24 protein-coding genes and 1 other annotated feature are annotated in these 23,237 nt (G+C 55.6%); of the genes, 14 read left to right on the top strand and 10 right to left on the bottom strand.

The window, feature by feature from the left end; genetic code table 11:
• Positions 1-4 precede the first annotated feature (4 nt).
• Positions 5-883, bottom strand: coding sequence for an NAD(+) kinase (nadK, locus tag EDF75_RS26690; protein ID WP_041146796.1), 879 nt, complete (start codon positions 881-883; stop codon positions 5-7).
• A 123-nt stretch (positions 884-1,006) separates the two neighbouring features.
• Here nadK and grpE point away from each other — a divergent pair, with 123 nt between their 5' ends.
• The gene (gene grpE / locus EDF75_RS26680; protein ID WP_076948147.1) at positions 1,007-1,597 is read left to right on the top strand and encodes a nucleotide exchange factor GrpE; all 591 of its coding nucleotides are present in this window, start codon (positions 1,007-1,009) and stop codon (positions 1,595-1,597) included.
• A 124-nt stretch (positions 1,598-1,721) separates the two neighbouring features.
• On the opposite strand, the gene EDF75_RS26675 is transcribed toward grpE, so the two are convergent.
• Complete coding sequence (locus tag EDF75_RS26675; RefSeq protein WP_133601455.1) at positions 1,722-3,008, bottom strand: HlyC/CorC family transporter; 1,287 nt, start codon at positions 3,006-3,008, stop codon at positions 1,722-1,724.
• 159 nt (positions 3,009-3,167) lie between these two features.
• Positions 3,168-3,959: a cytochrome C assembly family protein gene (locus EDF75_RS26670; RefSeq protein ID WP_133601454.1), complete on the bottom strand. Its 792-nt coding sequence runs from the start codon at positions 3,957-3,959 to the stop codon at positions 3,168-3,170.
• A gap of 167 nt (positions 3,960-4,126) precedes the next feature.
• Here EDF75_RS26670 and ffh point away from each other — a divergent pair, with 167 nt between their 5' ends.
• From ffh to EDF75_RS26635, 7 genes are all read left to right on the top strand, one after another.
• On the top strand, positions 4,127-5,491 hold the full coding sequence (gene ffh / locus EDF75_RS26665; protein ID WP_041146792.1) for a signal recognition particle protein: 1,365 nt from the start codon (positions 4,127-4,129) through the stop codon (positions 5,489-5,491).
• Between the two features lie 240 nt (positions 5,492-5,731).
• The gene (rpsP, locus tag EDF75_RS26660) at positions 5,732-5,980 is read left to right on the top strand and encodes a 30S ribosomal protein S16 (RefSeq protein WP_041146791.1); all 249 of its coding nucleotides are present in this window, start codon (positions 5,732-5,734) and stop codon (positions 5,978-5,980) included.
• A gap of 18 nt (positions 5,981-5,998) precedes the next feature.
• Complete coding sequence (gene rimM, locus EDF75_RS26655; RefSeq protein ID WP_045855721.1) at positions 5,999-6,547, top strand: ribosome maturation factor RimM; 549 nt, start codon at positions 5,999-6,001, stop codon at positions 6,545-6,547.
• 31 nt (positions 6,548-6,578) lie between these two features.
• Complete coding sequence (gene trmD / locus EDF75_RS26650; RefSeq protein WP_045855697.1) at positions 6,579-7,346, top strand: tRNA (guanosine(37)-N1)-methyltransferase TrmD; 768 nt, start codon at positions 6,579-6,581, stop codon at positions 7,344-7,346.
• 39 nt (positions 7,347-7,385) lie between these two features.
• Positions 7,386-7,733 (top strand): 50S ribosomal protein L19, encoded by a 348-nt coding sequence (gene rplS / locus EDF75_RS26645; protein ID WP_041146788.1) that lies wholly within the window; start codon positions 7,386-7,388, stop codon positions 7,731-7,733.
• Positions 7,734-7,854: 121 nt separating this feature from the next.
• Positions 7,855-8,307 (top strand): DUF2946 domain-containing protein, encoded by a 453-nt coding sequence (locus tag EDF75_RS26640; RefSeq protein WP_133601453.1) that lies wholly within the window; start codon positions 7,855-7,857, stop codon positions 8,305-8,307.
• Positions 8,308-8,365: 58 nt separating this feature from the next.
• Positions 8,366-9,736 carry a PepSY-associated TM helix domain-containing protein gene (locus tag EDF75_RS26635; RefSeq protein WP_133601452.1) on the top strand — a complete coding sequence of 457 codons (1,371 nt, stop codon included), beginning with the start codon at positions 8,366-8,368 and terminating at the stop codon, positions 9,734-9,736.
• Positions 9,737-9,741: 5 nt separating this feature from the next.
• Here EDF75_RS26635 and EDF75_RS26630 read toward each other — a convergent pair whose 3' ends face one another.
• From EDF75_RS26630 to yfiR, 3 genes are read right to left on the bottom strand one after another with little or no spacing between them, the layout of a single operon-like run.
• Positions 9,742-10,224 carry an OmpA family protein gene (locus tag EDF75_RS26630; RefSeq protein ID WP_132514680.1) on the bottom strand — a complete coding sequence of 161 codons (483 nt, stop codon included), beginning with the start codon at positions 10,222-10,224 and terminating at the stop codon, positions 9,742-9,744.
• A gap of 11 nt (positions 10,225-10,235) precedes the next feature.
• Entirely contained in the window at positions 10,236-11,459 is a 1,224-nt protein-coding gene (gene dgcN, locus EDF75_RS26625; protein WP_133601451.1) for a diguanylate cyclase DgcN/YfiN, read from the bottom strand.
• On the bottom strand, positions 11,452-11,961 hold the full coding sequence (yfiR, locus tag EDF75_RS26620) for a regulatory sequestration protein YfiR (protein WP_133601450.1): 510 nt from the start codon (positions 11,959-11,961) through the stop codon (positions 11,452-11,454). Before yfiR ends, dgcN begins: the two co-directional genes overlap by 8 nt.
• 348 nt (positions 11,962-12,309) lie before the next feature.
• Here yfiR and aroF point away from each other — a divergent pair, with 348 nt between their 5' ends.
• From aroF to EDF75_RS26605, 3 genes are all read left to right on the top strand, one after another.
• Complete coding sequence (gene aroF, locus EDF75_RS26615; protein ID WP_123708465.1) at positions 12,310-13,380, top strand: 3-deoxy-7-phosphoheptulonate synthase AroF; 1,071 nt, start codon at positions 12,310-12,312, stop codon at positions 13,378-13,380.
• Between the two features lie 9 nt (positions 13,381-13,389).
• Positions 13,390-14,511: a bifunctional chorismate mutase/prephenate dehydrogenase gene (gene tyrA / locus EDF75_RS26610; RefSeq protein WP_133601449.1), complete on the top strand. Its 1,122-nt coding sequence runs from the start codon at positions 13,390-13,392 to the stop codon at positions 14,509-14,511.
• A gap of 66 nt (positions 14,512-14,577) precedes the next feature.
• Positions 14,578-15,450 carry an SMP-30/gluconolactonase/LRE family protein gene (locus EDF75_RS26605; protein WP_133601448.1) on the top strand — a complete coding sequence of 291 codons (873 nt, stop codon included), beginning with the start codon at positions 14,578-14,580 and terminating at the stop codon, positions 15,448-15,450.
• Here the strand turns inward: EDF75_RS26605 and pheA are convergent.
• The 4 genes from pheA to bamD all read right to left on the bottom strand — a co-directional run bounded on the left by pheA (position 15,447) and on the right by bamD (position 18,289).
• Complete coding sequence (pheA, locus tag EDF75_RS26600) at positions 15,447-16,607, bottom strand: bifunctional chorismate mutase/prephenate dehydratase (RefSeq protein ID WP_133601447.1); 1,161 nt, start codon at positions 16,605-16,607, stop codon at positions 15,447-15,449. The genes EDF75_RS26605 and pheA overlap by 4 nt on opposite strands.
• A gap of 90 nt (positions 16,608-16,697) precedes the next feature.
• Positions 16,698-16,822 (bottom strand) — a sequence feature (Phe leader region).
• On the bottom strand, positions 16,774-16,821 hold the full coding sequence (pheL, locus tag EDF75_RS27200; protein WP_121497579.1) for a pheA operon leader peptide PheL: 48 nt from the start codon (positions 16,819-16,821) through the stop codon (positions 16,774-16,776). Its footprint overlaps the feature before it by 48 nt.
• A gap of 121 nt (positions 16,823-16,943) precedes the next feature.
• On the bottom strand, positions 16,944-17,279 hold the full coding sequence (raiA, locus tag EDF75_RS26595) for a ribosome-associated translation inhibitor RaiA (protein ID WP_045855684.1): 336 nt from the start codon (positions 17,277-17,279) through the stop codon (positions 16,944-16,946).
• A gap of 272 nt (positions 17,280-17,551) precedes the next feature.
• Complete coding sequence (bamD, locus tag EDF75_RS26590) at positions 17,552-18,289, bottom strand: outer membrane protein assembly factor BamD (RefSeq protein WP_041146779.1); 738 nt, start codon at positions 18,287-18,289, stop codon at positions 17,552-17,554.
• A gap of 131 nt (positions 18,290-18,420) precedes the next feature.
• On the opposite strand from bamD, the gene rluD reads away from it, so the two are divergent.
• From rluD to clpB, 3 genes are all read left to right on the top strand, one after another.
• The gene (rluD, locus tag EDF75_RS26585; protein WP_133601446.1) at positions 18,421-19,401 is read left to right on the top strand and encodes a 23S rRNA pseudouridine(1911/1915/1917) synthase RluD; all 981 of its coding nucleotides are present in this window, start codon (positions 18,421-18,423) and stop codon (positions 19,399-19,401) included.
• Positions 19,398-20,129: a purine nucleoside phosphorylase YfiH gene (yfiH, locus tag EDF75_RS26580; protein ID WP_133601445.1), complete on the top strand. Its 732-nt coding sequence runs from the start codon at positions 19,398-19,400 to the stop codon at positions 20,127-20,129. The genes rluD and yfiH overlap by 4 nt, the downstream gene beginning before the upstream one ends.
• Positions 20,130-20,257: 128 nt before the next feature.
• Positions 20,258-22,831 (top strand): ATP-dependent chaperone ClpB, encoded by a 2,574-nt coding sequence (gene clpB / locus EDF75_RS26575; RefSeq protein ID WP_095105646.1) that lies wholly within the window; start codon positions 20,258-20,260, stop codon positions 22,829-22,831.
• The last annotated feature ends 406 nt before the right edge of the window (positions 22,832-23,237 follow it).

Raw genomic sequence — 23,237 nt, 5'->3', positions numbered from 1 at the left:
AAAATCAGAATAATTTTTTTGACCAGCCGAGCTTGGTGCTCAATGTATTGAAATAGCTGTAATCTTTCGGGTGAATAAGATTCAGGTGGTAGTCGCAGCGGTGGATTAAGACATCTTCGCCGTCCTGAATCGGCAGGGCTATCTGGCTGTCGCAGCTGATCTCAAGGTCGCTGCAGCGCTGGGAGAAGCGCAGGCGAATGGTGCTGTCGCCGTTAATAACCAGCGGGCGGGCCGAAAGCGTATGCGGGAACATCGGCACCAGGGTGATGGCATCGAGTGAAGGCGTCAGAATAGGGCCACCGGCGGAGAGCGAATAGGCGGTGGAGCCCGTCGGGGTGGAGATAATCAGGCCGTCGGAGCGCTGGGAGAAGGCAAAAACCTCGTCGATATAGACCTCGAACTCGATCATGTGCGCGACCTTGCCCGGATGCAGAACCACTTCATTAATCGCCGTGCTAATGCGCTTCTGGCAATCCTGCTGGCAGACCTGGGCCTCCAGCAGAAAGCGTTTTTCGGCGATATAGTGGCCTTCAAGCACGTCGGCAAGCTGCTGCAGCGCGTTATCCGGGTCGAGGTCGGTCAGGAAACCAAGATTGCCGCGGTTGATGCCGATCACCTGAATATCGTACCGCGCCAGGGTGCGCGCGGCGCCGAGCATGTTGCCATCACCGCCAACGACGACCGCCAGATCCGCCTGCTGGCCAATTTCCGCCAGCGTTCCCGTTTTGACGTTGCTAAGCTGTAGCTCATGGGCGATCTGTTGTTCAACCAGAACTTCATAGCCTTTGCTGCACAGCCAGCGCCAGAGCATTTCATGTGTGGTCAGCGCGGTCGGGTGACGAGGGTGCCCCACAATGCCTATACACTTGAAATGGTTCTTCATGTTCTGGATGTCCTTGCGTTAAATGAATGATGACAATCTGACTGCTTCCCTTGAAACCCGGAAACTGATCCCCATAATAAGCGAAGTTAGCGAGATGAATGCGAAAAAAACGCGGAGAAATTCATGAGTAGTAAAGAACAGAAAACGCCTGACGGGCAAGCCCCGGAAGAAATTATCACGGAACAGCACGACAACGTTGAGGCGGTTGAGCCTGAGGTTTCTGCTGACCAGGTGGATCCGCGCGATGAAAAAATTGCGAATCTGGAAGCGCAGCTGGTTGAAGCCCAGACTCGTGAACGCGAAGGTGTCCTGCGCGTAAAAGCGGAAATGGAAAACCTGCGTCGTCGCACCGAGCTTGACGTGGAAAAGGCGCATAAATTCGCTCTGGAGAAGTTCGTTAACGAACTGCTGCCGGTGATCGATAGCCTGGACCGCGCGCTGGAAGTGGCCGATAAAGCTAACCCGGACATGGCTTCTATGGTTGAAGGTATTGAGCTGACGCTGAAGTCGATGCTGGACGTTGTCCATAAATTCGGCGTGGAAGTGATTGCCGAGACCAACGTGCCGCTGGATCCTAACGTCCACCAGGCCATCGCGATGGTTGAGTCTGAAGACGTGGCGGCGGGCAACGTGCTGGGCGTAATGCAAAAAGGCTACACCCTGAACGGTCGTACTATTCGCGCAGCGATGGTGACCGTGGCGAAGGCGAAGTAATTCGCTGTAAAACGGCCGCCCGCGGGTGGCCGTTTTTTTATGCTTTATTTCCCTGCGCTGGCGCCGGTTTGGCGGCAAAAAAACGGCGAACCGAGGTTCACCGCTTCACTGAGTTAATGCCCGATTATTCCGCCGCGCTTTCACGAATAGGCTTCACCGGCATCACCTTCACCTGCTTAATCATATTGTCCTGAACGTCGAGAATATCGATGTCGTACTGCTCGATGCGCACGCGGGTGCCGGGAACGGGGATCTCTTCCAGCGCTTCGAGAATAATGCCGTTAATCGTTCGGGCTTCGTCTTCCGGCAGGTGCCAGTTAAACGCCTTATTGATTTCGCGAACGTTGGCGCTGCCGTCAATAATCACCGAGCCGTCGTTGAGCGGGGTCACTTCCTCTGCCAGGGTGGGTGACATCGAGGTCGTAAAGTCGCCGACAATCTCTTCCAGAATATCTTCAACGGTCACCAGGCCCTGGATATCGCCATACTCATCGACTACCAGCCCCACCTTCTTCTTATTGCGCTGAAACTTCACCAGCTGCGTGCTCAGCGGCGTGCCTTCCGGCACGAAGTAAATCTCGTCCGCGGCGCGGAGCATCACCTCTTTGGTGAACTCCTTTTTCTCGGTCATCAGGCGGTAGGCCTCCCTGACGCGCAGCATGCTGATGGCGTCATCCAGCGAACCGCGGTAGAGCACAATGCGGCCGTGCGGCGAGTGGGTGAGCTGGCGGACGATAGACTTCCAGTCATCGTTAATATCGATGCCGATAATCTCATTACGCGGAACCATAATGTCGTCCACGCTGACCTTCTCGAGGTCCAGCACCGACAGCAGCATGTCCTGATTGCGGCGGGAGATCTGCGTGCGCGATTCATTCACGATGGTGCGCAGCTCGTCTTTGCTCAGCGCCCCGCTGATAATGATATCGGTCTTGATGCCCATCATTCGCATCAGAAGGCGGGTGATGGTGTTCAGCAGCCACACCAGCGGCATCATCAGCACCTGCAGCGGCGCCAGTAAGAAGCTGCTCGGGTAGGCAACCTTCTCCGGATACAGCGCGGCGATAGTTTTGGGTAGGACCTCGGCAAATACCAGCACCACGAAGGTCAGAACGCCGGTGGCGATCGCCACCCCGGCATCGCCGTACAGGCGCATACCCACGATAGTCCCCAGCGCGGAGGCGAGAATATTAACCAGATTGTTGCCGATCAGCACCAGGCTGATTAAGCGATCGGGTTTGCGCAGCAGCTTTTCGACGCGCCTGGCCTGACGATTGCCCTGTTTCGCCATATGACGCAGGCGGTAGCGGTTCAGCGTCATCATGCCGGTCTCAGAACCGGAGAAATAGGCTGAGATGATCACCATGATAATCAACGTCACGATTAGCGTGGTGGTAGAGATGTGTTCCAGGAGGGACTCCTTAAAGCCTGTCCCACCGGGCGATTACCGGCCCGAGCCGCCAGAGCCTGGAGCCTTCGCGTACTCAGAGTACACGGCGGTTGCTCAGCGCTGCCGGCGTTCAGATGACCTGTCGTAATGCTGCCCGATGTGGTTGCTCGTAGTCTGGATTTAGCTAATAAACTGCTGAAGGACGCGGCTGCCAAAATAAGCCAGCGTCAGTAGGCCTGCGCCGGTGACGTTAAACCAGACGACCCGGCGACCGCGCCAGCCTTCATGGTAGTGTCCCCATAGCAGAACGATATAAACGAACCACGCCACGATCGACAGCACGGCTTTATCAATATTTTCCGTACTAAACAGGTTGTGCATGTAGAACAGCCCGGTGCACAGCGTCAGCGTCAGCAGCACCACGCCGACCTGGGTGATATGAAACATTTTACGCTCAATGCTCATCAGCGGCGGCATTTCGTGACTAAAAGCCAGCTTTTTGTTTTTCAGCTGGTAGTCAATCCAGGCCAGCTGCAGGGCATACAGGGCGGCAATGATCAGCGTCGCGTAAGAGAAGAGCGACAGGCCAATATGTACCAGCATGCCCGGGGTTGTTTCCAGGTGCGTGATGTACTCGTTGGGTACGAAGGTGGCGAAGGCCAGATTGATTAGCGCAAAAGCGTAGACGATGGGCAGCAGCAGCCAGCCTCGATTGCGCGACGCGACGATGGTCATCACCGTACAGATCATCAGGCTGACCAGCGAGCCGACGTTGAGCAAGCTGAGATTTTGCCCGCTATCGCCGCCGGGGAAAATGCGTGACTCCAGCGCAAAAGCATGACAAATCAGCGCAATAGTTGCTGAAAGTATCGCCATCCGCCGCCAGCTGCTGTTCTTTTGCAGTAGGCCGGGGACGATCAGCGCCAGGCTGACGGAATAGGCGACAAGCGCGAGTAGAGCAAAAACAGGCATATGGGCGTCGACTGTTGACTAAATAAGAAAGAGAAGCAGTATAGCGTTACGCGACGTCTGCTCCAACCGTTGCATCACATCCCGGTACATGTCGTGTTATACTGCCGCAAATTTGTATTTGTGGTGTCGCTGCGGCGACCGACAGTTTCCACCTCAGGCGAGAGACAATGTTTGATAATTTAACCGATCGTTTGTCGCGTTCGCTGCGCAACATCAGCGGCCGCGGACGCCTTACCGAAGACAACATTAAAGAAACCCTGCGCGAAGTGCGCATGGCGCTGCTCGAGGCGGACGTCGCGCTGCCCGTCGTGCGTGATTTCATCAGCCGCGTAAAAGAGAGCGCGGTGGGTCATGAAGTTAACAAAAGCCTGACGCCGGGCCAGGAATTCGTCAAGATCGTGCGCAACGAGCTGGTTGCGGCGATGGGCGAAGAGAACCAGGCGCTGGACTTAGCCGCTCAGCCGCCGGCCGTAGTGCTGATGGCGGGCCTGCAGGGCGCCGGTAAAACCACCAGCGTCGCGAAGCTGGGTAAATTCCTCCGTGAGAAGCACAAGAAGAAAGTGCTGGTTGTCTCCGCGGACGTTTATCGCCCGGCGGCGATTAAACAGCTGGAAACGCTGGCCGAGCAGGTGAGCGTTGATTTCTTCCCGTCCGACGTCGGCCAGAAGCCGATCGACATCGTAAACGCCGCGCTGAAAGAAGCGAAGCTGAAGTTCTACGACGTGCTGCTGGTGGATACCGCCGGTCGTCTGCACGTTGACGAAGCGATGATGGACGAAATCAAGCAGGTTCACGCTGCCCTTAACCCGGTAGAGACCCTGTTTGTCGTTGATGCGATGACCGGCCAGGATGCGGCGAACACGGCGAAAGCGTTTAATGAAGCGCTGCCGCTGACCGGCGTCGTGCTGACTAAAGTGGACGGCGACGCCCGCGGCGGTGCGGCCCTGTCGATTCGTCATATCACCGGTAAGCCGATTAAATTCCTCGGCGTCGGCGAAAAAACCGAAGCCCTGGAGCCGTTCCACCCGGATCGTATTGCCTCCCGTATCCTCGGCATGGGCGACGTGCTGTCGCTGATCGAAGATATCGAGAGCAAGGTTGACCGCGCGCAGGCCGAAAAGCTGGCCTCCAAGCTGAAGAAGGGCGACGGCTTTGACCTGACCGACTTCCTCGAGCAGCTGCGTCAGATGAAGAACATGGGCGGCATGGCCAGCCTGATGGGCAAGCTGCCGGGCATGGGGCAGATCCCGGACAACGTTAAGTCGCAGATGGACGATAAAGTGCTGGTGCGGATGGAAGCCATCATCAACTCGATGACGCTGAAAGAGCGCGCCAAGCCTGAGATCATCAAAGGTTCGCGCAAGCGCCGCATCGCCGCGGGCTGCGGGATGCAGGTGCAGGACGTTAACCGTCTGCTCAAGCAGTTCGACGATATGCAGCGCATGATGAAGAAGATGAAGTCGAAAGGCGGCATGATGAAGATGATGCGCGGCATGAAAGGCATGATGCCGCCGGGCTTCCCCGGTCGTTAATACGCGCCATCATTCAAGCCGCTGATGCGTTGGCTGCGTTCGCTCACCCCGGTCACGTACTTGTGTACGCTCCCGGGGATTTACTCGCTTGCCGCCTGCCTGCAACTCGAATTATTTAGCGTATTGCAGTTTTGAATTGATTTTTGCACAGAAATCAGTAAAATTTTCGGGCTTTTAATATGACACCCGGGCCCCGTTCCTCGATGGGGCCCGGTTGTTCTATTCACACAAGAGGATGTTATGGTAACTATTCGTTTAGCTCGTCACGGCGCTAAAAAGCGTCCGTTCTACCAGGTTGTTGTCACCGACAGCCGTAATGCACGCAACGGTCGCTTCATCGAGCGCGTTGGTTTCTTCAACCCGATCGCTTCCGCGAAAGAAGAAGAAACTCGTCTGGATCTGGATCGTATCGCTCACTGGGTTGGCCAGGGCGCTACCGTTTCCGATCGCGTAGCTACGCTGATCAAAGCAGCGAACAAAGCAGCTTAATCTGTCACGGTGGTCATGATGAGCAAGCAACACACCGCACAAGCACCTGTTGATCCGATCGTATTGGGCAAAATGGGTTCTTCCTACGGTATCCGTGGTTGGCTCAGAGTGTTTTCCTCCACCGAAGACGCCGAAAGCATTTTTGACTATCAGCCCTGGTTAATCCAGAAGGCGGGTCAGTGGCAGGTTGTTGAGCTGGAAAGCTGGCGCCACCACAATCAGGATATCGTCATCAAGCTGAAGGGCATTGACGATCGCGATGCTGCGAATCTGCTGACTAATTGCGAAATTATCGTGGATTCCTCGCAGCTGCCGAAGCTCGGAGAGGGCGACTATTACTGGAAAGACCTGATGGGCTGCCAGGTAGTCACCACCGAAGGCTATGGCCTGGGTAAAGTCATCGATATGATGGAAACCGGGTCAAATGACGTTCTCGTCATCAAGGCAAACCTGAAAGATGCGTTTGGCATCAAGGAGCGGCTGGTTCCGTTCCTCGATGGGCAGGTTATCAAGAAAGTCGATCTCGCTACTCGTACAATCGAAGTAGATTGGGATCCTGGTTTTTAAATTCTCCGGATAAACGGTAAAAGACGGCTCTATGTGGATTGGCATAATTAGCCTGTTTCCTGAAATGTTCCGCGCAATTACCGATTACGGGGTAACTGGCCGGGCAGTAAAAAATGGCCTGCTGAGCATCCAGAGCTGGAGTCCTCGCGACTTCGCGCATGACCGGCACCGTACCGTGGACGATCGTCCTTACGGCGGCGGACCGGGGATGTTAATGATGGTGCAACCCTTGCGGGACGCCATCCATACAGCAAAAGCCGCGGCAGGTGAAGGCGCTAAGGTGATATATCTGTCGCCTCAGGGACGCAAGCTTGATCAAGCGGGCGTCAGCGAACTGGCAACGAATCAGAAGCTGATTTTGGTGTGCGGTCGCTACGAAGGGATAGACGAGCGCGTAATTCAGACCGAAATTGATGAAGAATGGTCAATCGGCGATTACGTTCTCAGCGGTGGTGAGTTACCAGCAATGACGCTGATTGATTCCGTTTCCCGGTTCATTCCGGGGGTTCTGGGTCATGAAGCTTCGGCAACGGAAGATTCCTTTGCCGATGGTCTGCTGGACTGCCCACACTATACCCGCCCTGAAGTGTTAGAAGAGATGGAGGTACCGCCAGTATTGCTGTCGGGAAACCATGCTGAGATACGTCGCTGGCGTTTGAAACAGTCGCTGGGCCGCACCTGGCTTAGAAGACCTGAACTTTTGGAAAACCTGGCTCTGACTGAAGAGCAAGCAAAGTTGCTGGCGCAGTTCAAAACTGAACACGCACAACAGCAGCATAAACATGATGGGATGGCGTAAGCCCCCGATATCAGTTTACCCAGGATAAGAGATTAAATTATGAGCAACATTATTAAGCAAATTGAACAAGAACAGATGAAGCAGGACGTACCTTCCTTCCGCCCGGGTGATTCCGTGGAAGTGAAAGTATGGGTTGTTGAAGGTTCCAAAAAACGTCTGCAGGCATTCGAGGGCGTGGTTATCGCTATTCGTAACCGCGGTCTGCACTCTGCATTCACTGTTCGTAAAATTTCCAACGGCGAAGGCGTTGAGCGTGTCTTCCAGACTCACTCTCCGGTAGTTGACAGCATTGCTGTTAAACGTCGTGGTGCTGTACGTAAAGCTAAACTGTACTACCTGCGTGAGCGTACCGGTAAGTCTGCTCGTATCAAAGAGCGTCTTAACTAAGATTCGCTTTCGCGACATCCTGATAAAAAGGGCTGGCCTGATAGGCTGGCCCTTTTTTTATCTTTGTTTTAACTATCTTGATGTAAATCATTTACAATATCGCCCTCACGATGGAGGGGCGGTGGCCGGCAATATTTATCGACAGTCAGCACATAAACGGCGGGCCGCATGGCTGGCGCTGTTTTCGATCCTGCTGATCGTCGTCGCACCGCTGATCTCTATCTCATTGCAAAAAGATCCCATGAGCGCGATGCCCGGGATGCACCACGCGATGATGATGGCGGACACGCCTCACGCCATGGAAATGCCGCACGGCATGGCGATGTCCCATTCCGCTGCGCAGACGTCTGCGCCTTCGCAAACCCTGCCGGCCGACCACGCCGAGGCCTGCGGCTACTGCGTGCTGCTAGCTCACGTGCCGGGCCTGCTGCTGGCGCTGGCGCTGCTTATTACCTTCATCCTGCGTCGGCTGCGTATCTTTACGGCACGTCCGGTGCAGAAGCACTGGCACTTCTTCCCCTGGCTCTATCCCGACACCCGCGCGCCGCCGCGGCAGTCCGCTGTTTCCTGTTGATAAAAAAATAATGTGCGCACTGCGCAACGTTCTCTTTTTGCTTTCGGAAAGGAAAAGTATGACTACCTGCACCTCGCGCGCGGCATGGCTGAACCTGCTGCGACGTCTTCATTTTTATATTGGCCTGTTTATCGGGCCGTTTATCTTCGTGGCCGCGCTAACCGGTACGCTGTACGTGGCCACGCCGCAGCTGGAAAGCTGGCTATATCACGACGCGCTGAGCGCGACACCCGGCGGGGAGAAGCAGCCGCTGAGCGCCCAAATAGCGGCCGCGGAGGCGCTAACTCAGGGAAATCTTCGCCTGCAGGCGGTGCGCCCGGCCATGGTCGCCGGCGAGACCACGCGGGTGATGTTCGCCGACCCGCAGCTGGGAGAGTCAGAATCCCGGGCGCTGTTTATCGATCCGGTAACCTTGCAGGTTAAAGGCGATATGACGGTCTATGGCACCAGCGGTATTTTGCCCCTGCGCCAGTGGATTGATTATGCGCACAGGTCCCTGTTGGCAGGAAATATCGGGCGGCTGTATAGCGAGCTGGCGGCATCCTGGATGTGGGTTGCCGCGCTGGGGGGCATTGCGCTATGGGCCATGACCCGGCCCCGCCGGCGGATCAATAACCGCCAGCAAAATACGCGCCGGCTGCATGCTTCCCTCGGCTGGGTGCTGCTGGCGGGAATGCTGCTGTTCTCCGCGACCGGCTTAACCTGGTCGCAGTGGGCCGGGGATAATGTCGATAAGATGCGCGCCGCATTCGGCTGGCTGACGCCGCAGGTCAACGCCCGGCTGCACGCCGCGATGCCGATGGCTCATGATGCCCATGCTGAGCATCATATGGGGAATATGGCGATGCCCGAAACGATGCCGCCGCTAAAGGGCGAGCAGTTTGACCAGGTGCTGACGCTCGCGCGTAGCGCAGGTCTCGACGCCAGCAAGATTGAGATTCGCCCTCCCAAAGGGGCGGGGTTCGCCTGGACGGTGAACGAAATCGACCGGGGCTGGCCGACCCGGGTGGATGCGGTAGCGATTGACGGTGAGCGGATGCAGGTTGTTGATCGTACGCGCTTTGCCGATTTCCCGCTGATGGCGAAACTCACCCGCTGGGGCGTCGATTTCCACATGGGGATCCTCTTTGGCCTGGCGAATCAGCTGCTGCTGATCGCCTTTGGCGCGGCGCTGTGCGCGATGATAGTCGTTGGGTATCGCTTATGGTGGATCCGTCGTCCGCCGAAGGCGGCGTTTAATCCGGCAGGTACGCTGGTGCAGGCCTGGCTTAATCTGGCATGGCCCGCCCGTACGCTCACGCTGGTGATGGCCGTCCTGCTGGGGCTGGCGCTGCCGCTGATGGGCGCCAGCCTGCTGCTGGGTATTGTCGTGGACTATCTGCGCTGGCGTGCGGCCAGCGCTGTGACGCTCGCCAGTTCAGTAGACTAAGGGAGTTAAGGCGTGCTGATAACCACCGTCACCCGGCGGTTTTCGGCACGACCTTTTGCCGTATCGTTACTGGCAATCGGATATTTTTTACCTAACCCGCGGGTCGTTAAATTGCCGCGCGGGATGCTGGCACCCTCCGCCCAGGCGTCAGCGACGCTGTTTGCGCGTTTCAGCGACAGCATCTCGTTGTAGCCATCTTCGCCATAGTTATCCGTATGACCATCTAAACGACTATGCGTAATCCCGGTTGAGGCAAGGCGGGAAGCCATGCTGTGAATTTGCTGCTGGCTTTCGGGACGCAGGCGGTAGTCATTTTTATCAAACAGAATGGTGTCAGAGATGCCCAGGGACCAGTCGCCGTTACTTTCCGTAAAGCCGTAGGACTTCATCGCCGCAACCTGCTGCGGAGAGAATTTTCCTTGCGGAGCCTGGCAGCCGGTGAGAAAAACCGCGGCCAGCAGAGCGGGAGCAAAATATTTCCTGAGCATGATGATTCCTTTTATTTTTGTACCTGCTGCAAACGCTGATGTTTCATCCGATACATATTTTGATCGGCAAACTCTTGCAGATTTTCGGCAGAAGTATGCTCCCACGCCAGCGCGTAACCAATGCTGAGCGACAGGGTAGCGGTGTGGCCGTTGTGCAGATTAAACGGCTGGAGAAACTGTGCCGAGAGTAAGGCGCACTGTGCCTGGACTTCAGCTTCGGTGTGGACATTGCGCAGCAGAATGGCAAATTCGTCGCCGCCTAACCGCCATGCCTGATGGTGGGTACCGGCAAACGCCATCAGCCGGCTGGCCACTTCGATTAAGACCTTATCGCCCGTCGCGTGCCCCCAGTTATCGTTGATGAGCTTGAAGTTGTCGCCATCAAGGAACAGGAGCGCGGAGCTGCGGTGGGTAACGTCGTCATTCATCAGTTTGCCGATGGCGTTACGAAACGCCGCGCGGTTGGCAAGCCCGGTCAGCGGATCGTGCAGAGAGCTGCGCAGAAGCTGGGCGTTTTTGGCCTGCAGCTGCCGCTGCCAGTCCTCCATCTCGCCGAGCAGGCTATTAAAGTCCTGGGCGAAAAGATGAAACTCTTCAATGTGTTCTTCGGGAACGCGACGCGAGAAGTGGCGGTTTTCCCGGATATCGTGCACCACTTCGGTAATGCTCTGTAGCGCGGTAACGATGCCGCGGTGCAGGGAGTGGGTCAGCAGCAGGGCGATAAAAGACGCCAGCAGGATGCTGCCGGTCAGGACGATAATGGAAATGCCGAGGAAGTGGCTTATCAGCCGATCCAGCGCCGTCAGGCGAAGCTCGCCGATCGTTTTCCCTTCATGCCAGATGGGCTGCACGGTGGGCTGTGGGAAAAGCCACCTGCTGATAAGGCCGCTGAGTTTTTCCTGGCTTACCAGATCGTGGTTATGCCAGAGGGCAAAATGCTTTTTCTGGCTATCAAGCACCAGCGCTTCGGAAAACTGTCCCTGCTTCCCCAGCGTCGCCAGCGTATCTTCTGCCGCCGCGCTATCGCCAAAGACCAGCGCTGCTTCGAGGCTGCGGCTCATCGTCGCGGCCGTTAGTTCGAGATTCTTCTGCGCATATTGTTTCAGCGTGAATACGGAGGCGGTGCTGAGCAGCAGCCAGACCAGAGTCATCGATATGATTACGCTTATCATGCTGATACGGCGTAGCGCTCTTTTGAAGGTGGGGCGCGGGCCCTGAGGATAATCCTTATTCATGTGCGTTTTTCCGGGCAAGCATCAGTACATCTGGATTGACCCGCACACCGCTGTGCGTCAGGACATCAAGATTAACGGAGAATTTGACCCTGTCGTCATTGATGATCAGGCAAAAAGCACTGCCAATAGCGCATTCGGTATTCTGTTCCGCGATAAGTAATAGGGGCCTTGGCCGGTATTTAGAGGTGAATTCGGACTGCTGTGACGGCGATTCGCTACCAAAATAAAAACCATCACAAACCGTATTCAACGCTTCCTCTGTGCTGTGAACAACCACCGGCTGGTAGGGCAAAGCTTCAGGCGATTGCTGGGTCAGACTTTGGGTGTAGCGTGACGTAGAGAAAATACACAGCCTGGGCGGGGCGGAGAGTTCTGGCCAGCGGGTGTACGTCACGATCCCTGAAACAATGGCTCGCACATTTGCAGACGACCCGGCGGCAAAAGCGGGATAGATCACGATGAATAACAAAGACATCAAAAAAAGACGGTGAAACTGTTTCATTAACGGATCCGTCTGGTTCGTCATGGTACGTGAATTGCAGCGCGCTGTTGCCCGGCCGAAGAATAGCATTGTTGGTGAAAATCGTCATTAGCCACGGTCTTTGCCATGGGGTAATTTTGGCCAGGATTTTTCGTAAAGAAAAGGTGGCCCAGCGGATAATTTTTGGGCGGTCTTTGCGGGTGGTGTTAATTTAAGTTTACGTTTTATGGCGGATAAAGGGCCATTTATTTTGCGTGTGTAAAGTAAAATTTACGGAATATGGATTGAAATCTTTACTTTGTGTGGTATCGTTACGTTCTCCTCAGTGAGGAAAACACTATCGCAAACGAGCTACCCAGGATCGCAATCATGCAAAAAGACGCGCTGAATAACGTACATATTACCGACGAACAGGTTTTGATCACTCCGGATCAGCTGAAGGCTGAATTCCCGCTGAGCCTTGAACAAGAAGCGCAGATTGCGCAGTCCCGTCAGACTATCTCTGACATTATTGCCGGCCGCGATCCGCGCCTGCTGGTGGTCTGCGGTCCTTGCTCAATTCACGATCCGGAAGCGGCAATCGAGTACGCTCATCGTTTTAAAGCACTTGCCGAAGAGGTCAGCGATAGCCTCTACCTGGTAATGCGCGTCTATTTTGAAAAACCCCGTACCACCGTCGGTTGGAAAGGGCTGATTAACGATCCGCACATGGATGGCTCGTTTGACGTTGAAGGCGGTCTGAAGATTGCGCGCCGGCTGCTGGTCGAGCTGGTCAATATGGGGCTGCCGCTGGCCACTGAAGCGCTGGATCCTAACAGCCCACAGTACCTCGGCGATCTGTTCAGCTGGTCGGCGATCGGCGCACGTACCACTGAGTCCCAGACGCACCGCGAAATGGCATCCGGTCTCTCAATGCCGGTCGGCTTTAAAAACGGTACCGACGGCAGCCTGGCGACGGCGATCAACGCCATGCGCGCCGCGGCGATGCCGCACCGCTTTGTCGGGATTAACCAGGCCGGCCAGGTCTGCCTGCTGCAAACCCAGGGCAATCCGGATGGTCACGTCATTCTGCGCGGCGGTAAAGCGCCAAACTACGGCCCGCAGGACGTCGAGCAGTGCGAAAAAGAGATGACTCAGGCGGGACTGAAGCCGTCGCTGATGGTAGATTGCAGTCATGGTAATTCCAATAAAGACTACCGCCGTCAGCCAGCGGTGGCAGAATCCGTCGTCGCGCAGATCAAGGATGGCAATCGTTCCATTATTGGCCTGATGATTGAGAGTAATATCCACGAAGGCAACCAGTCCTCTGAGCAGCCGCGTTGTGATATGAAATACGGCGTATCCGTCACCGATGCTTGCATCAGCTGGGAAACCACCGATGCGTTGCTCCGCGAACTTGATAAGGATCTGCGCGGCCATCTGGCGGCTCGTCTGGCGTAAGAGGATAGTATGGTTGCTGAACTGACCGCGTTGCGCGATCAAATTGATGAAGTTGATAAGGCGCTGCTGAGCCTGCTGGCCAGGCGTCTGGAGCTGGTGGCGGAAGTGGGCGAGGTCAAGAGCAAATACGGCCTGCCCATTTACGTCCCGGAGCGGGAGGCGGCGATGCTGGCCTCCCGCCGCGAAGAGGCGGCCGCGCTCGGCGTGCCGCCGGATCTGATTGAAGACGTGCTGCGCCGCGTGATGCGCGAGTCCTATTCCAGCGAAAACGACAAAGGTTTTAAGACCCTTTGCCCGAACCTGCGGCCGGTGGTGATTGTCGGCGGCGGCGGGCAGATGGGGCGCCTGTTCGAGAAGATGCTGACGCTTTCAGGCTACCGGGTACGTATTCTGGAGAAAGAAGACTGGCCGCGGGCGACGGAGATTGTTGCCGACGCCGGGATGGTGATCGTCAGCGTCCCTATTCATACCACGGCTGAAACGATTGCCCGGCTGCCTTCGCTGCCGGCGGACTGCATTTTGGTTGACCTGGCATCAATTAAAGCGGAGCCGCTGCAGGCGATGCTGGCGGCGCATAATGGCCCGGTGCTGGGCTTACATCCGATGTTCGGTCCGGACAGCGGCAGCCTCGCCAAGCAGGTTGTGGTCTACTGCGACGGCCGCCAGCCGGAAGCCTATCAGTGGTTCCTTGAGCAAATTCAGGTTTGGGGCGCCCGTCTGCATCGCATCAGCGCCGTTGAGCACGATCAGAACATGGCCTTTATTCAGGCTCTGCGCCACTTTGCGACCTTTGCCTATGGCCTGCACCTGGCGGAAGAGAACGTTCGTCTGGAGCAGCTGCTGGCGCTGTCGTCACCGATTTACCGCCTTGAACTGGCGATGGTGGGCCGGCTGTTCGCCCAGGATCCGCAGCTCTACGCCGACATCATTATGTCGTCGGAGAGTAACCTGGCATTGATTAAGCGCTACTACCAGCGTTTTGGCGAGGCGATTGGCCTGCTGGAGCAGGGAGATAAGCAGGCATTTATCGACAGCTTCCGCAAAGTTGAGCACTGGTTTGGCGATTATGCCCAGCGCTTCCAGAGCGAAAGCCGTACGCTGCTGCGCCAGGCGAATGATAATCGGCAGTAGCTGAAAACCGTATATAATCAAAGCCAGAGGGGCAACCCGCTGGCTTTTTTTATAGGGATGAAAACGATGGCTGAACCACAACCGCTGTTTGATTACGCCGGACACCTGCCGGAATGCCCGACCTGGAATGAGGCTGAGCAAGCTCTATACTGGGCCGATATTATGGCGGGCGAAATTCACCGTTACGAGATGCACAGCGGTGAACATCAGGTCCTGCAGTTTCCTGAAGAGGTCGGCTGCTTTGCGCTGCGCGAGAAGGGCGGCTTTATCGTGGCGCTGCGCAGCGCTATCTGGTTAACCGATGCGCGCGGCCTGCTGCGCCGCAAAATCTGCGATAACCCAAGCAACCCGCAGCTGGCCCGTTTTAACGACGGCGGGACCGATCGCGACGGGCGCTTTTATGCCGGCACCTTCTGGGCGCCGGGAGATTATAACGGCGCGCTTCTGGTGCGTATTGACAGCGATCTTACCCCGCGGGTCATCCAGTGCGATATCCACGGCGCTAACGGCCTCGCCTTTAGCGAGGACCGGCGCTGGATGTATACCTCCGATACGCCGAATGCCGTTATCTACCGTACTCCGCTGGATGAACAGGGCGAGCCGGGCAGGCGTGAGGTTTTCCGGCGCTTTCAGCCGGGGGAAGGTATTCCTGACGGTGCGGCTATCGATGTCGAAGGGTGCTACTGGAGCGCGATGTTTGACGGCTGGCGTATAGCCCGCTTCTCGCCGACCGGCGAACAGCTGGAAGAGTACCGTCTGCCGGTACGCTGCCCGACGATGGTCTGTTTTGGCGGGGCAGATATGCGTACGCTGTTTATCACCACCACCCGGGAAAACATGGCTGCGGATGAAGTGGCGAAATATCCGCTCTCCGGCGCGATCTTCACCCTGCCGGTTGCGGTGGCAGGGATGAAGAAGCGGGCGTTTATCGAGCGTTAGATGGGCTCGACGGGCACCACGTTTTCGCCTGGATAGCAGCCCAGTACCTTCATTGAGCGGGTGATCTCCGCCAGCTCCTTGAGCGCCTTGCGCATGGGGATGGATTCCAGGTTGGCCTGGATATCCAGATAAAACATCTCTTCCCACGGGTTGCCGTAGATTGGGCGCGACTCCAGCTTGGTCATGATCAGGTTGTGGTTGCGCAGTACCAGCAGCGCTTCTACCAGCGCACCCGCCTGCTGGCCGGTCGCTATGAGCAGGGTGGTTTTTGCCGGAACCTGATCGGAGACGTTCACCGCCTTGCGCGCCAGTACCAGGAAGCGGGTGATATTTTGCGTCTGGTTGGCCTCACAGTGTTCAAGCACCTGCAGTCCGTACAGCGCACCGCCGGCTTCGCTGCCCAGCGCCGCGATGGTTGGCGATTTGGCCTGCGCGACTTTCTCCATTGCCGCCGAGGTACTTTCGGTGTATTCGATTTTCCAGTGCGGATAGCGGCTCAGATACTGGCTACACTGCTGGAACGGCTGAGGATGGCTGTAGACGGTAGTAATTTGCTGCGGATCGGTAGAGGCGGCAACCAGGACGCAGTGATCGATAGGGATCGTCAGTTCACCAACGATCGACAGGGTGGTGTGCTGCAGCAGATCGTAGACGTCGTTGATCCCGCCAGAGCTGGTGTTTTCGATCGGCACTACCGCGTAGTCAGCCTGGCCTGTTTCAACCTGGTCGAAGATATCCGCAAACCTGGCGCAGCCGCTTTCGATAAACTGTTCGAAATGGCGGGCCGCATATTGCCGCGCGGCAAGGTGCGAATATGACCCTTTTGGCCCCAGAAAAGCGACGCGCGCTGAATGCGGGTTGATCTTATTCAGGTGCTGCTGCAGCAGGGTTTGCTGGGTGAGCACGGAATCCTCAATGATCAGCTGGAACAGGCGGGTGATGTAGTGCGCGTCCAGATGGTGAGCTTTGCCCAGGGCCATCAGGCGCTCCAGCAGGTCACGCTCGCGGTCGATATCGCGTACCGGGCGATGCGATGCCAGCTTGGCCTTGCCGACTTCGACAGCCAGCCCGCGACGCTCTGCCAGCAGCGCGAGCAGCTTCTCATCCAGGGCGCTTATCTTATCGCGCAGGGCCAGTAATGGATTTTCCTCGGTCATATGTGTTGCCTTTCTTGTTATTGGTTTAGATACCCTAAATCGTTCGAGCCACCGACAGCGCGCGTGCAGCCTGAAAAATAGCGGGCATAAATAAAAAAGGCCTCCCTGGTGGGAGGCCTTGTAGTTCGTCTTCGCATTCTTTATCACACGACGAATTGCCTCCCGGTTAGGGGAAGGTAAAAAAGAATGCGAAGAAGAACGGCAGTAGTTTCAAGATAAATTCCTTTAATCAGCTGGGATTACAGTACCCGGACTGTTTTCATCCTGTCAATAAAAAACGCGCCCGAAGGCGCGTGGCGTTACACAATATTAAGTTAAGGACAGTAAAGTTCAGGATTACTCTTCTTCTTCCACAAAGCCTGCCTCTTTCACCGATGTTGCGGCGCGGCGGGCTTCCCCTTTGTGTTGCACTTTGTTCAGCTGCCGTTCCAGCTTGTTGATTAATTCGTTGATCGCGGCGTACATATCTTCACTTCGCGCGCTGGCAACCAGGTGACCGTTTGGCGTATTGATGGTTGCGTCAGCGACAAAACCTTGCGGCTCCTTGGAGAGAATGATGTGCGGGTTGATTAAGTGGGTTTGCCATTTATCCAATTTGGCGAGACGGTCTGCGACATGCTGGCGAATAGCCGGAGTAATTTCCATTTGTTTACTGGTAATGTTCATTGTCATAAATTTTACCTCTTGTCTTTCCCGTCTTGGTGAACTCAGCATACCTCGCCCAATGTCAAAATGCGTGATCTAAGTCACATTTTAATGTCACTTTTTGTCAACGAATGCAATTTGTGAGGCAGGACAGGAACGGGGGAGATTTTACTTGTCGAACGCGGGAAAGAGCGTCATATTTGATGGGATGACTTGACGCTAAAACGCTTCAGCGTATAGCTCTGATGAATAAAAAAACGGCAGCCCCAGGGCTGCCGTTTTGCTTACCTCAAAAGCGATCAGGTGTTTTTGCCGTTAGCCGCGATAATTTTGGCCACCTTGTCTGCCTGTGCGTTCATTTGCATCTGGCGATAGGCGTTTTCCATTTTCGGCAATGCGTCGCGGGTAGCCTGCGCATCCGGATAGCTACGCAGCATGCCGTCAACGCGGTTTACGACGGCAACCCACGCGCCGCGGTCGGTATAGTAATCAACCACCGACAGTTCGTACTTCGCCAGACGATCCTTCAGGAACACCATACGTTTGTAGGCGTCGGTCGAATACTGGCTGTTCGGATAGCCGCGCACCAGCTTCGAGAAGTCATTGAAGGCATCCCGTGCGTGCTGGGGGTCGCGATCGGAGCGATCGACCCCGAAGAATCCTTGCAGCGCACTATCATCCAGAGCCATATTTGTCAGACCACGCATATAAATGACGTAATCAATGTTAGGATGGGTCGGGTTCAGACGAACAAAGCGGTCGATGGCCGCCTGAGCTAACGGCAGATCGGCATTTTTGTAGTACGCATAAATCAGGTCCAGCTGTACCTGTTGGGAATAAGGGCCGAACGGATAGCGATTATCCAACGCTTCCAGTTGCGTTATTGCCTGTTTCCAGTTACCGTCCTGCAGTTTTTGCTGGGCAGTCGCGTAGATTTCATTCGGCGGATTATCAGGCACCTCTTCCTTTGAGCCGGAGCAACCCACCAAAGCCAGGCTCAGTGTGGCAGCTGCCACCAGGTATTTCATGCGCGTCATGACGTTTTGACTTCCTCAAAATGTTTATGCGGGAGAATCTCTGTTCCTGCTCCCGATTAAGACCAGCTACAATAGCACACTATATTATACGGCAAAGCCGTAAAACCCAACGTTAAACGAAGAAGCTGTATATGGCACAACGAGTACAACTCACCGCAACGGTGTCCGAAAATCAACTCGGGCAACGCTTAGATCAGGCTTTGGCCGAAATGTTCCCGGATTATTCGCGTTCGCGCATAAAAGAATGGATCCTTGACCAGCGAGTGCTGGTAAACGGCGCTGTCAGCGACAAGCCGAAAGAGAAAGTTTTAGGGGGAGAAAGCGTCTCTATCGATGTTGAAATCGAAGAAGATGTGCGCTTCGAACCGCAGGATATTCCGCTCAATATCGTCTACGAGGATGACGACATCCTCGTGATCAATAAGCCGCGCGGCCTGGTCGTCCATCCGGGGGCGGGCAATCCTGACGGTACTGTGCTGAATGCGCTGCTGCACTACTGTCCGTCGATTGCCGATGTTCCGCGTGCGGGCATTGTCCACCGCCTGGATAAAGACACCACCGGCCTGATGGTTGTGGCGAAAACCATCCCGGCGCAAACGCGTCTGGTGGAGTCGCTGCAGCTGCGCGAAATCACCCGCGAATACGAAGCGGTAGCGATTGGTCACATGACCTCTGGCGGCACGGTAGAAGAACCGATTAGTCGTCACCCGACCAAGCGTACGCATATGGCGGTGCACCCGATGGGGAAACCGGCGGTAACGCATTACCGCATTATGGAGCATTTCCGTATTCATACGCGCCTGCGCCTGCGTCTGGAAACCGGTCGTACTCACCAGATCCGCGTACACATGGCGCATATCACCCATCCGCTGGTCGGCGATCAGGTATACGGCGGCCGTCCGCGTCCGCCGAAAGGGGCGTCAGAGGAGTTCATTACCGCACTGCGCCAGTTCGATCGTCAGGCTCTGCACGCCACCATGCTGCGTCTGTATCACCCGGTTAGCGGTATTGAGATGGAATGGCATGCGCCGATCCCTCAGGATATGGTTGAGCTGATCGATGCCATGCGCGCCGATTATGAAGAGCATAAGGATCGTATTGACTGGCTATGACTAAACTGATTGTACCGCAGTGGCCAATGCCGGAAAGCGTGGCGGCCTGTAGCTCCACGCGCGTTGGCGGCGTCAGCCTGCCTCCGTATGGCTCGCTTAATCTGGGCGCCCATTGCGGAGACAATCTGCCCGATGTTGAAGAGAACCGCCGGCGGATGTTTGCCGCAGGCGGGCTCCCGGCGTATCCGGTGTGGCTCGAACAGGTTCACGGTACGGCGGTGCTGAAACTCGACGGCGGGCCGTATGCGTCAAAACGCGCGGATGCGTCATACTGTAATACGCCGGGCACCGTTTGCGCCGTGATGACCGCTGATTGCCTGCCGGTGCTTTTTTGCAACCGTGCGGGTACCGAAGTGGCGGCGGCCCACGCGGGCTGGCGCGGACTATGCGACGGTGTGCTGGAGGAAACGGTCGCCTGCTTCGCCGATAAGCCGGAGAATATTTTGGCGTGGCTCGGGCCGGCTATCGGTCCCGAGGCTTTTGAAGTCGGCGCGGAAGTTCGCGAAGCCTTTATGAGCAAAGACGCGAAGGCCGACAGCGCTTTTCGTCCGGTCGGTGAGAAATACTTTGCCGATATCTATCAGCTGGCTCGTCAGCGCCTGGCCAACGTCGGCGTGGAGAAAATCTTCGGCGGCGATCGCTGTACGCTAAGCGAAAAGGACGATTTTTTCTCTTATCGCCGTGATAAGACTACGGGTCGTATGGCTAGTTTTATCTGGCTGATATAACCTGGTGCATCAAGACGGTCCGGAAGGCAGACTTATTTTTCGCATAGTTCAGGTCTTTAACCTTGAATAATTGAGGGATGACCTCATTTAATCTCCAGTAGCAAATTTGACCTGTTATGGGAGGAGTTATGCGTCTGGACCGTCTTACCAATAAATTCCAGCTTGCTCTTGCCGATGCCCAGTCGCTCGCGCTAGGGCACGACAACCAATTCATCGAACCTCTTCATCTAATGAGCGCCTTGCTTAATCAGGAAGGGGGATCTGTACGTCCTTTATTAACTTCTGCGGGCATTAACGCCGGCGAGTTAAGCACCAGTATTACTCAGGCCTTGAGCCGTTTACCGCAGGTGGAAGGCACCGGCGGCGACGTGCAGCCGTCCCAGGATCTGGTGCGTATTCTGAACCTTTGCGACAAGCTGGCGCAAAAGCGGAAGGATAACTTTATTTCGTCGGAACTGTTCGTTCTGGCGGCGCTTGAATCACGCGGTACGCTAACCGATCTGTTGAAATCTGCCGGTGCAACAACCGCCAATGTGACTCAGGCGATTGAACAAATGCGTGGAGGTGAAAGCGTGAACGATCAGGGTGCTGAAGACCAACGTCAGGCATTGAAAAAATTTACCGTCGATCTGACCGAGCGTGCTGAACAGGGCAAGCTGGATCCGGTTATCGGTCGTGATGAAGAGATTCGCCGTACTATTCAGGTACTGCAGCGGCGCACTAAAAACAACCCGGTGCTTATCGGTGAACCTGGCGTCGGTAAAACGGCTATCGTCGAAGGGCTGGCGCAGCGTATCGTCAACGGCGAAGTACCGGAAGGGCTAAAAGGCCGGCGGGTACTGGCGCTGGATATGGGCGCGCTGGTGGCAGGTGCTAAGTATCGCGGCGAGTTTGAAGAGCGTCTGAAAGGCGTGCTGAACGATCTCTCGAAGCAGGAAGGCAACGTCATTCTGTTTATCGATGAGCTGCATACCATGGTGGGCGCGGGTAAAGCGGACGGCGCGATGGATGCCGGTAATATGCTGAAGCCCGCGCTGGCGCGCGGTGAACTGCACTGCGTCGGTGCGACTACCCTCGATGAGTATCGGCAATATATTGAAAAAGATGCGGCCCTGGAGCGGCGTTTCCAGAAAGTCTTCGTGGCCGAACCTTCGGTGGAAGACACCATTGCGATTCTGCGCGGCTTAAAAGAGCGCTATGAGCTGCATCACCATGTGCAGATCACCGATCCGGCGATCGTCGCTGCCGCAACTCTGTCGCATCGCTACATTGCCGACCGCCAGCTGCCGGATAAAGCGATTGACCTGATCGATGAAGCCGCTTCCAGCATTCGTATGCAGATTGACTCGAAGCCGGAAGAACTCGACCGACTCGACAGACGTATTATTCAGCTCAAGCTGGAGCAGCAGGCGCTGAAGAAAGAAGCCGATGAGGCAAGCCTGAAGCGTCTGGATATGCTGAATGAAGAGCTGGCGGATAAAGAGCGTCAGTATTCCGTATTAGAAGAGGAGTGGAAGGCGGAAAAAGCGTCCCTCTCCGGAACTCAGACGATTAAAGCCGAGCTGGAACAGGCAAAAATTGCCATCGAGCAGGCGCGACGCGTTGGCGACCTGGCCCGGATGTCAGAGCTGCAGTACGGCAAAATCCCGGAGCTGGAAAAACAGCTGGCAGCGGCCACGCAGTCTGAAGGTAAAACGATGCGTCTGTTGCGTAATAAAGTAACGGATGCGGAAATTGCCGAAGTTCTGGCGCGCTGGACCGGCATTCCGGTCGCGCGAATGATGGAAGGCGAGCGTGAAAAGCTGCTGCGCATGGAGCAGGAACTGCACAGTCGGGTGATTGGTCAGAACGAGGCGGTTGAAGCGGTCTCTAACGCTATTCGCCGTAGCCGTGCCGGCTTGTCCGACCCTAACCGTCCTATCGGCTCGTTCCTGTTCCTTGGGCCGACCGGTGTCGGTAAAACCGAACTGTGTAAAACGCTGGCGAACTTCATGTTCGATAGCGATGACGCGATGGTGCGTATCGATATGTCCGAGTTTATGGAGAAACACTCCGTCTCGCGGCTGGTGGGTGCGCCTCCGGGATACGTCGGTTATGAAGAGGGCGGCTATCTGACGGAAGCCGTACGCCGTCGTCCTTATTCAGTGATTTTGCTGGATGAGGTCGAAAAAGCGCATCCTGACGTGTTCAACATTCTGCTGCAGGTGCTGGATGATGGGCGCTTGACGGACGGACAGGGGAGAACGGTCGATTTCCGTAATACGGTCGTCATTATGACCTCTAACCTCGGCTCCGATCTGATTCAGGAGCGGTTCGGTGAGCTGGATTATAGTCATATGAAAGATGTGATTATGGGCGTTGTTAGCCAAAGCTTCCGTCCGGAATTCATCAACCGTATAGATGAGGTTGTGGTATTCCACCCGCTGGGTGAAAAACACATTGCCTCTATTGCACAGATTCAGCTGCAGCGTCTGTATAAACGTCTGGAAGAGCGTGGCTATGAAGTGCGCATGTCCGATGAGGCGCTGAAGCTGCTCAGCGCGAACGGTTACGATCCGGTGTACGGCGCGCGGCCGTTAAAACGAGCCATCCAGCAGCAGATCGAAAACCCGCTGGCGCAGCAAATCCTTTCCGGCGAACTTATTCCCGGTAAAGAAGTGCAGCTGGTGGTGAAAGATGACCGGATAGTGGCAGTGCAGTAAATCACAAAACGACAAAAACGGGCCCGACGGGCTCGTTTTTGTTTAAAAACCAGGCAAGAATTAAAGCCTGAACGTGATTTTGTGTGAAAAGTAACCGATTGAATTGTTTTTTTTGAATTTATACTTGTCACCTCAGAATTACCGCCTATAATGCGCCTCCACTGACACGGAACAACGGCTTACAGGCCGCCGGGTCAGAAGGCTCCAGCGCTGAATATCAGCCGCGAAAGCCGACAGAGAAAAGCAAAATAAACGCTTGACTCTGAATGAGGAAAACGTAATATACGGGACCTCGCGACAGAGCGCTAAAGCGCGTTGCACTGCTCTTTAACAATTTATCAGACAATCTGTGTGGGCACTCAAAGTGACATGGATTCTTAACGTCCTCGGACGAAAAATGAATACC

Source organism: Klebsiella sp. BIGb0149, assembly GCF_004362605.1.
Taxonomy (GTDB): Bacteria; Pseudomonadota; Gammaproteobacteria; order Enterobacterales; family Enterobacteriaceae; genus Klebsiella; species Klebsiella terrigena.
The sequence above is the reverse complement of the archived record's forward strand: the minus strand, read 5'-3'. Positions and strand labels throughout refer to the sequence as shown.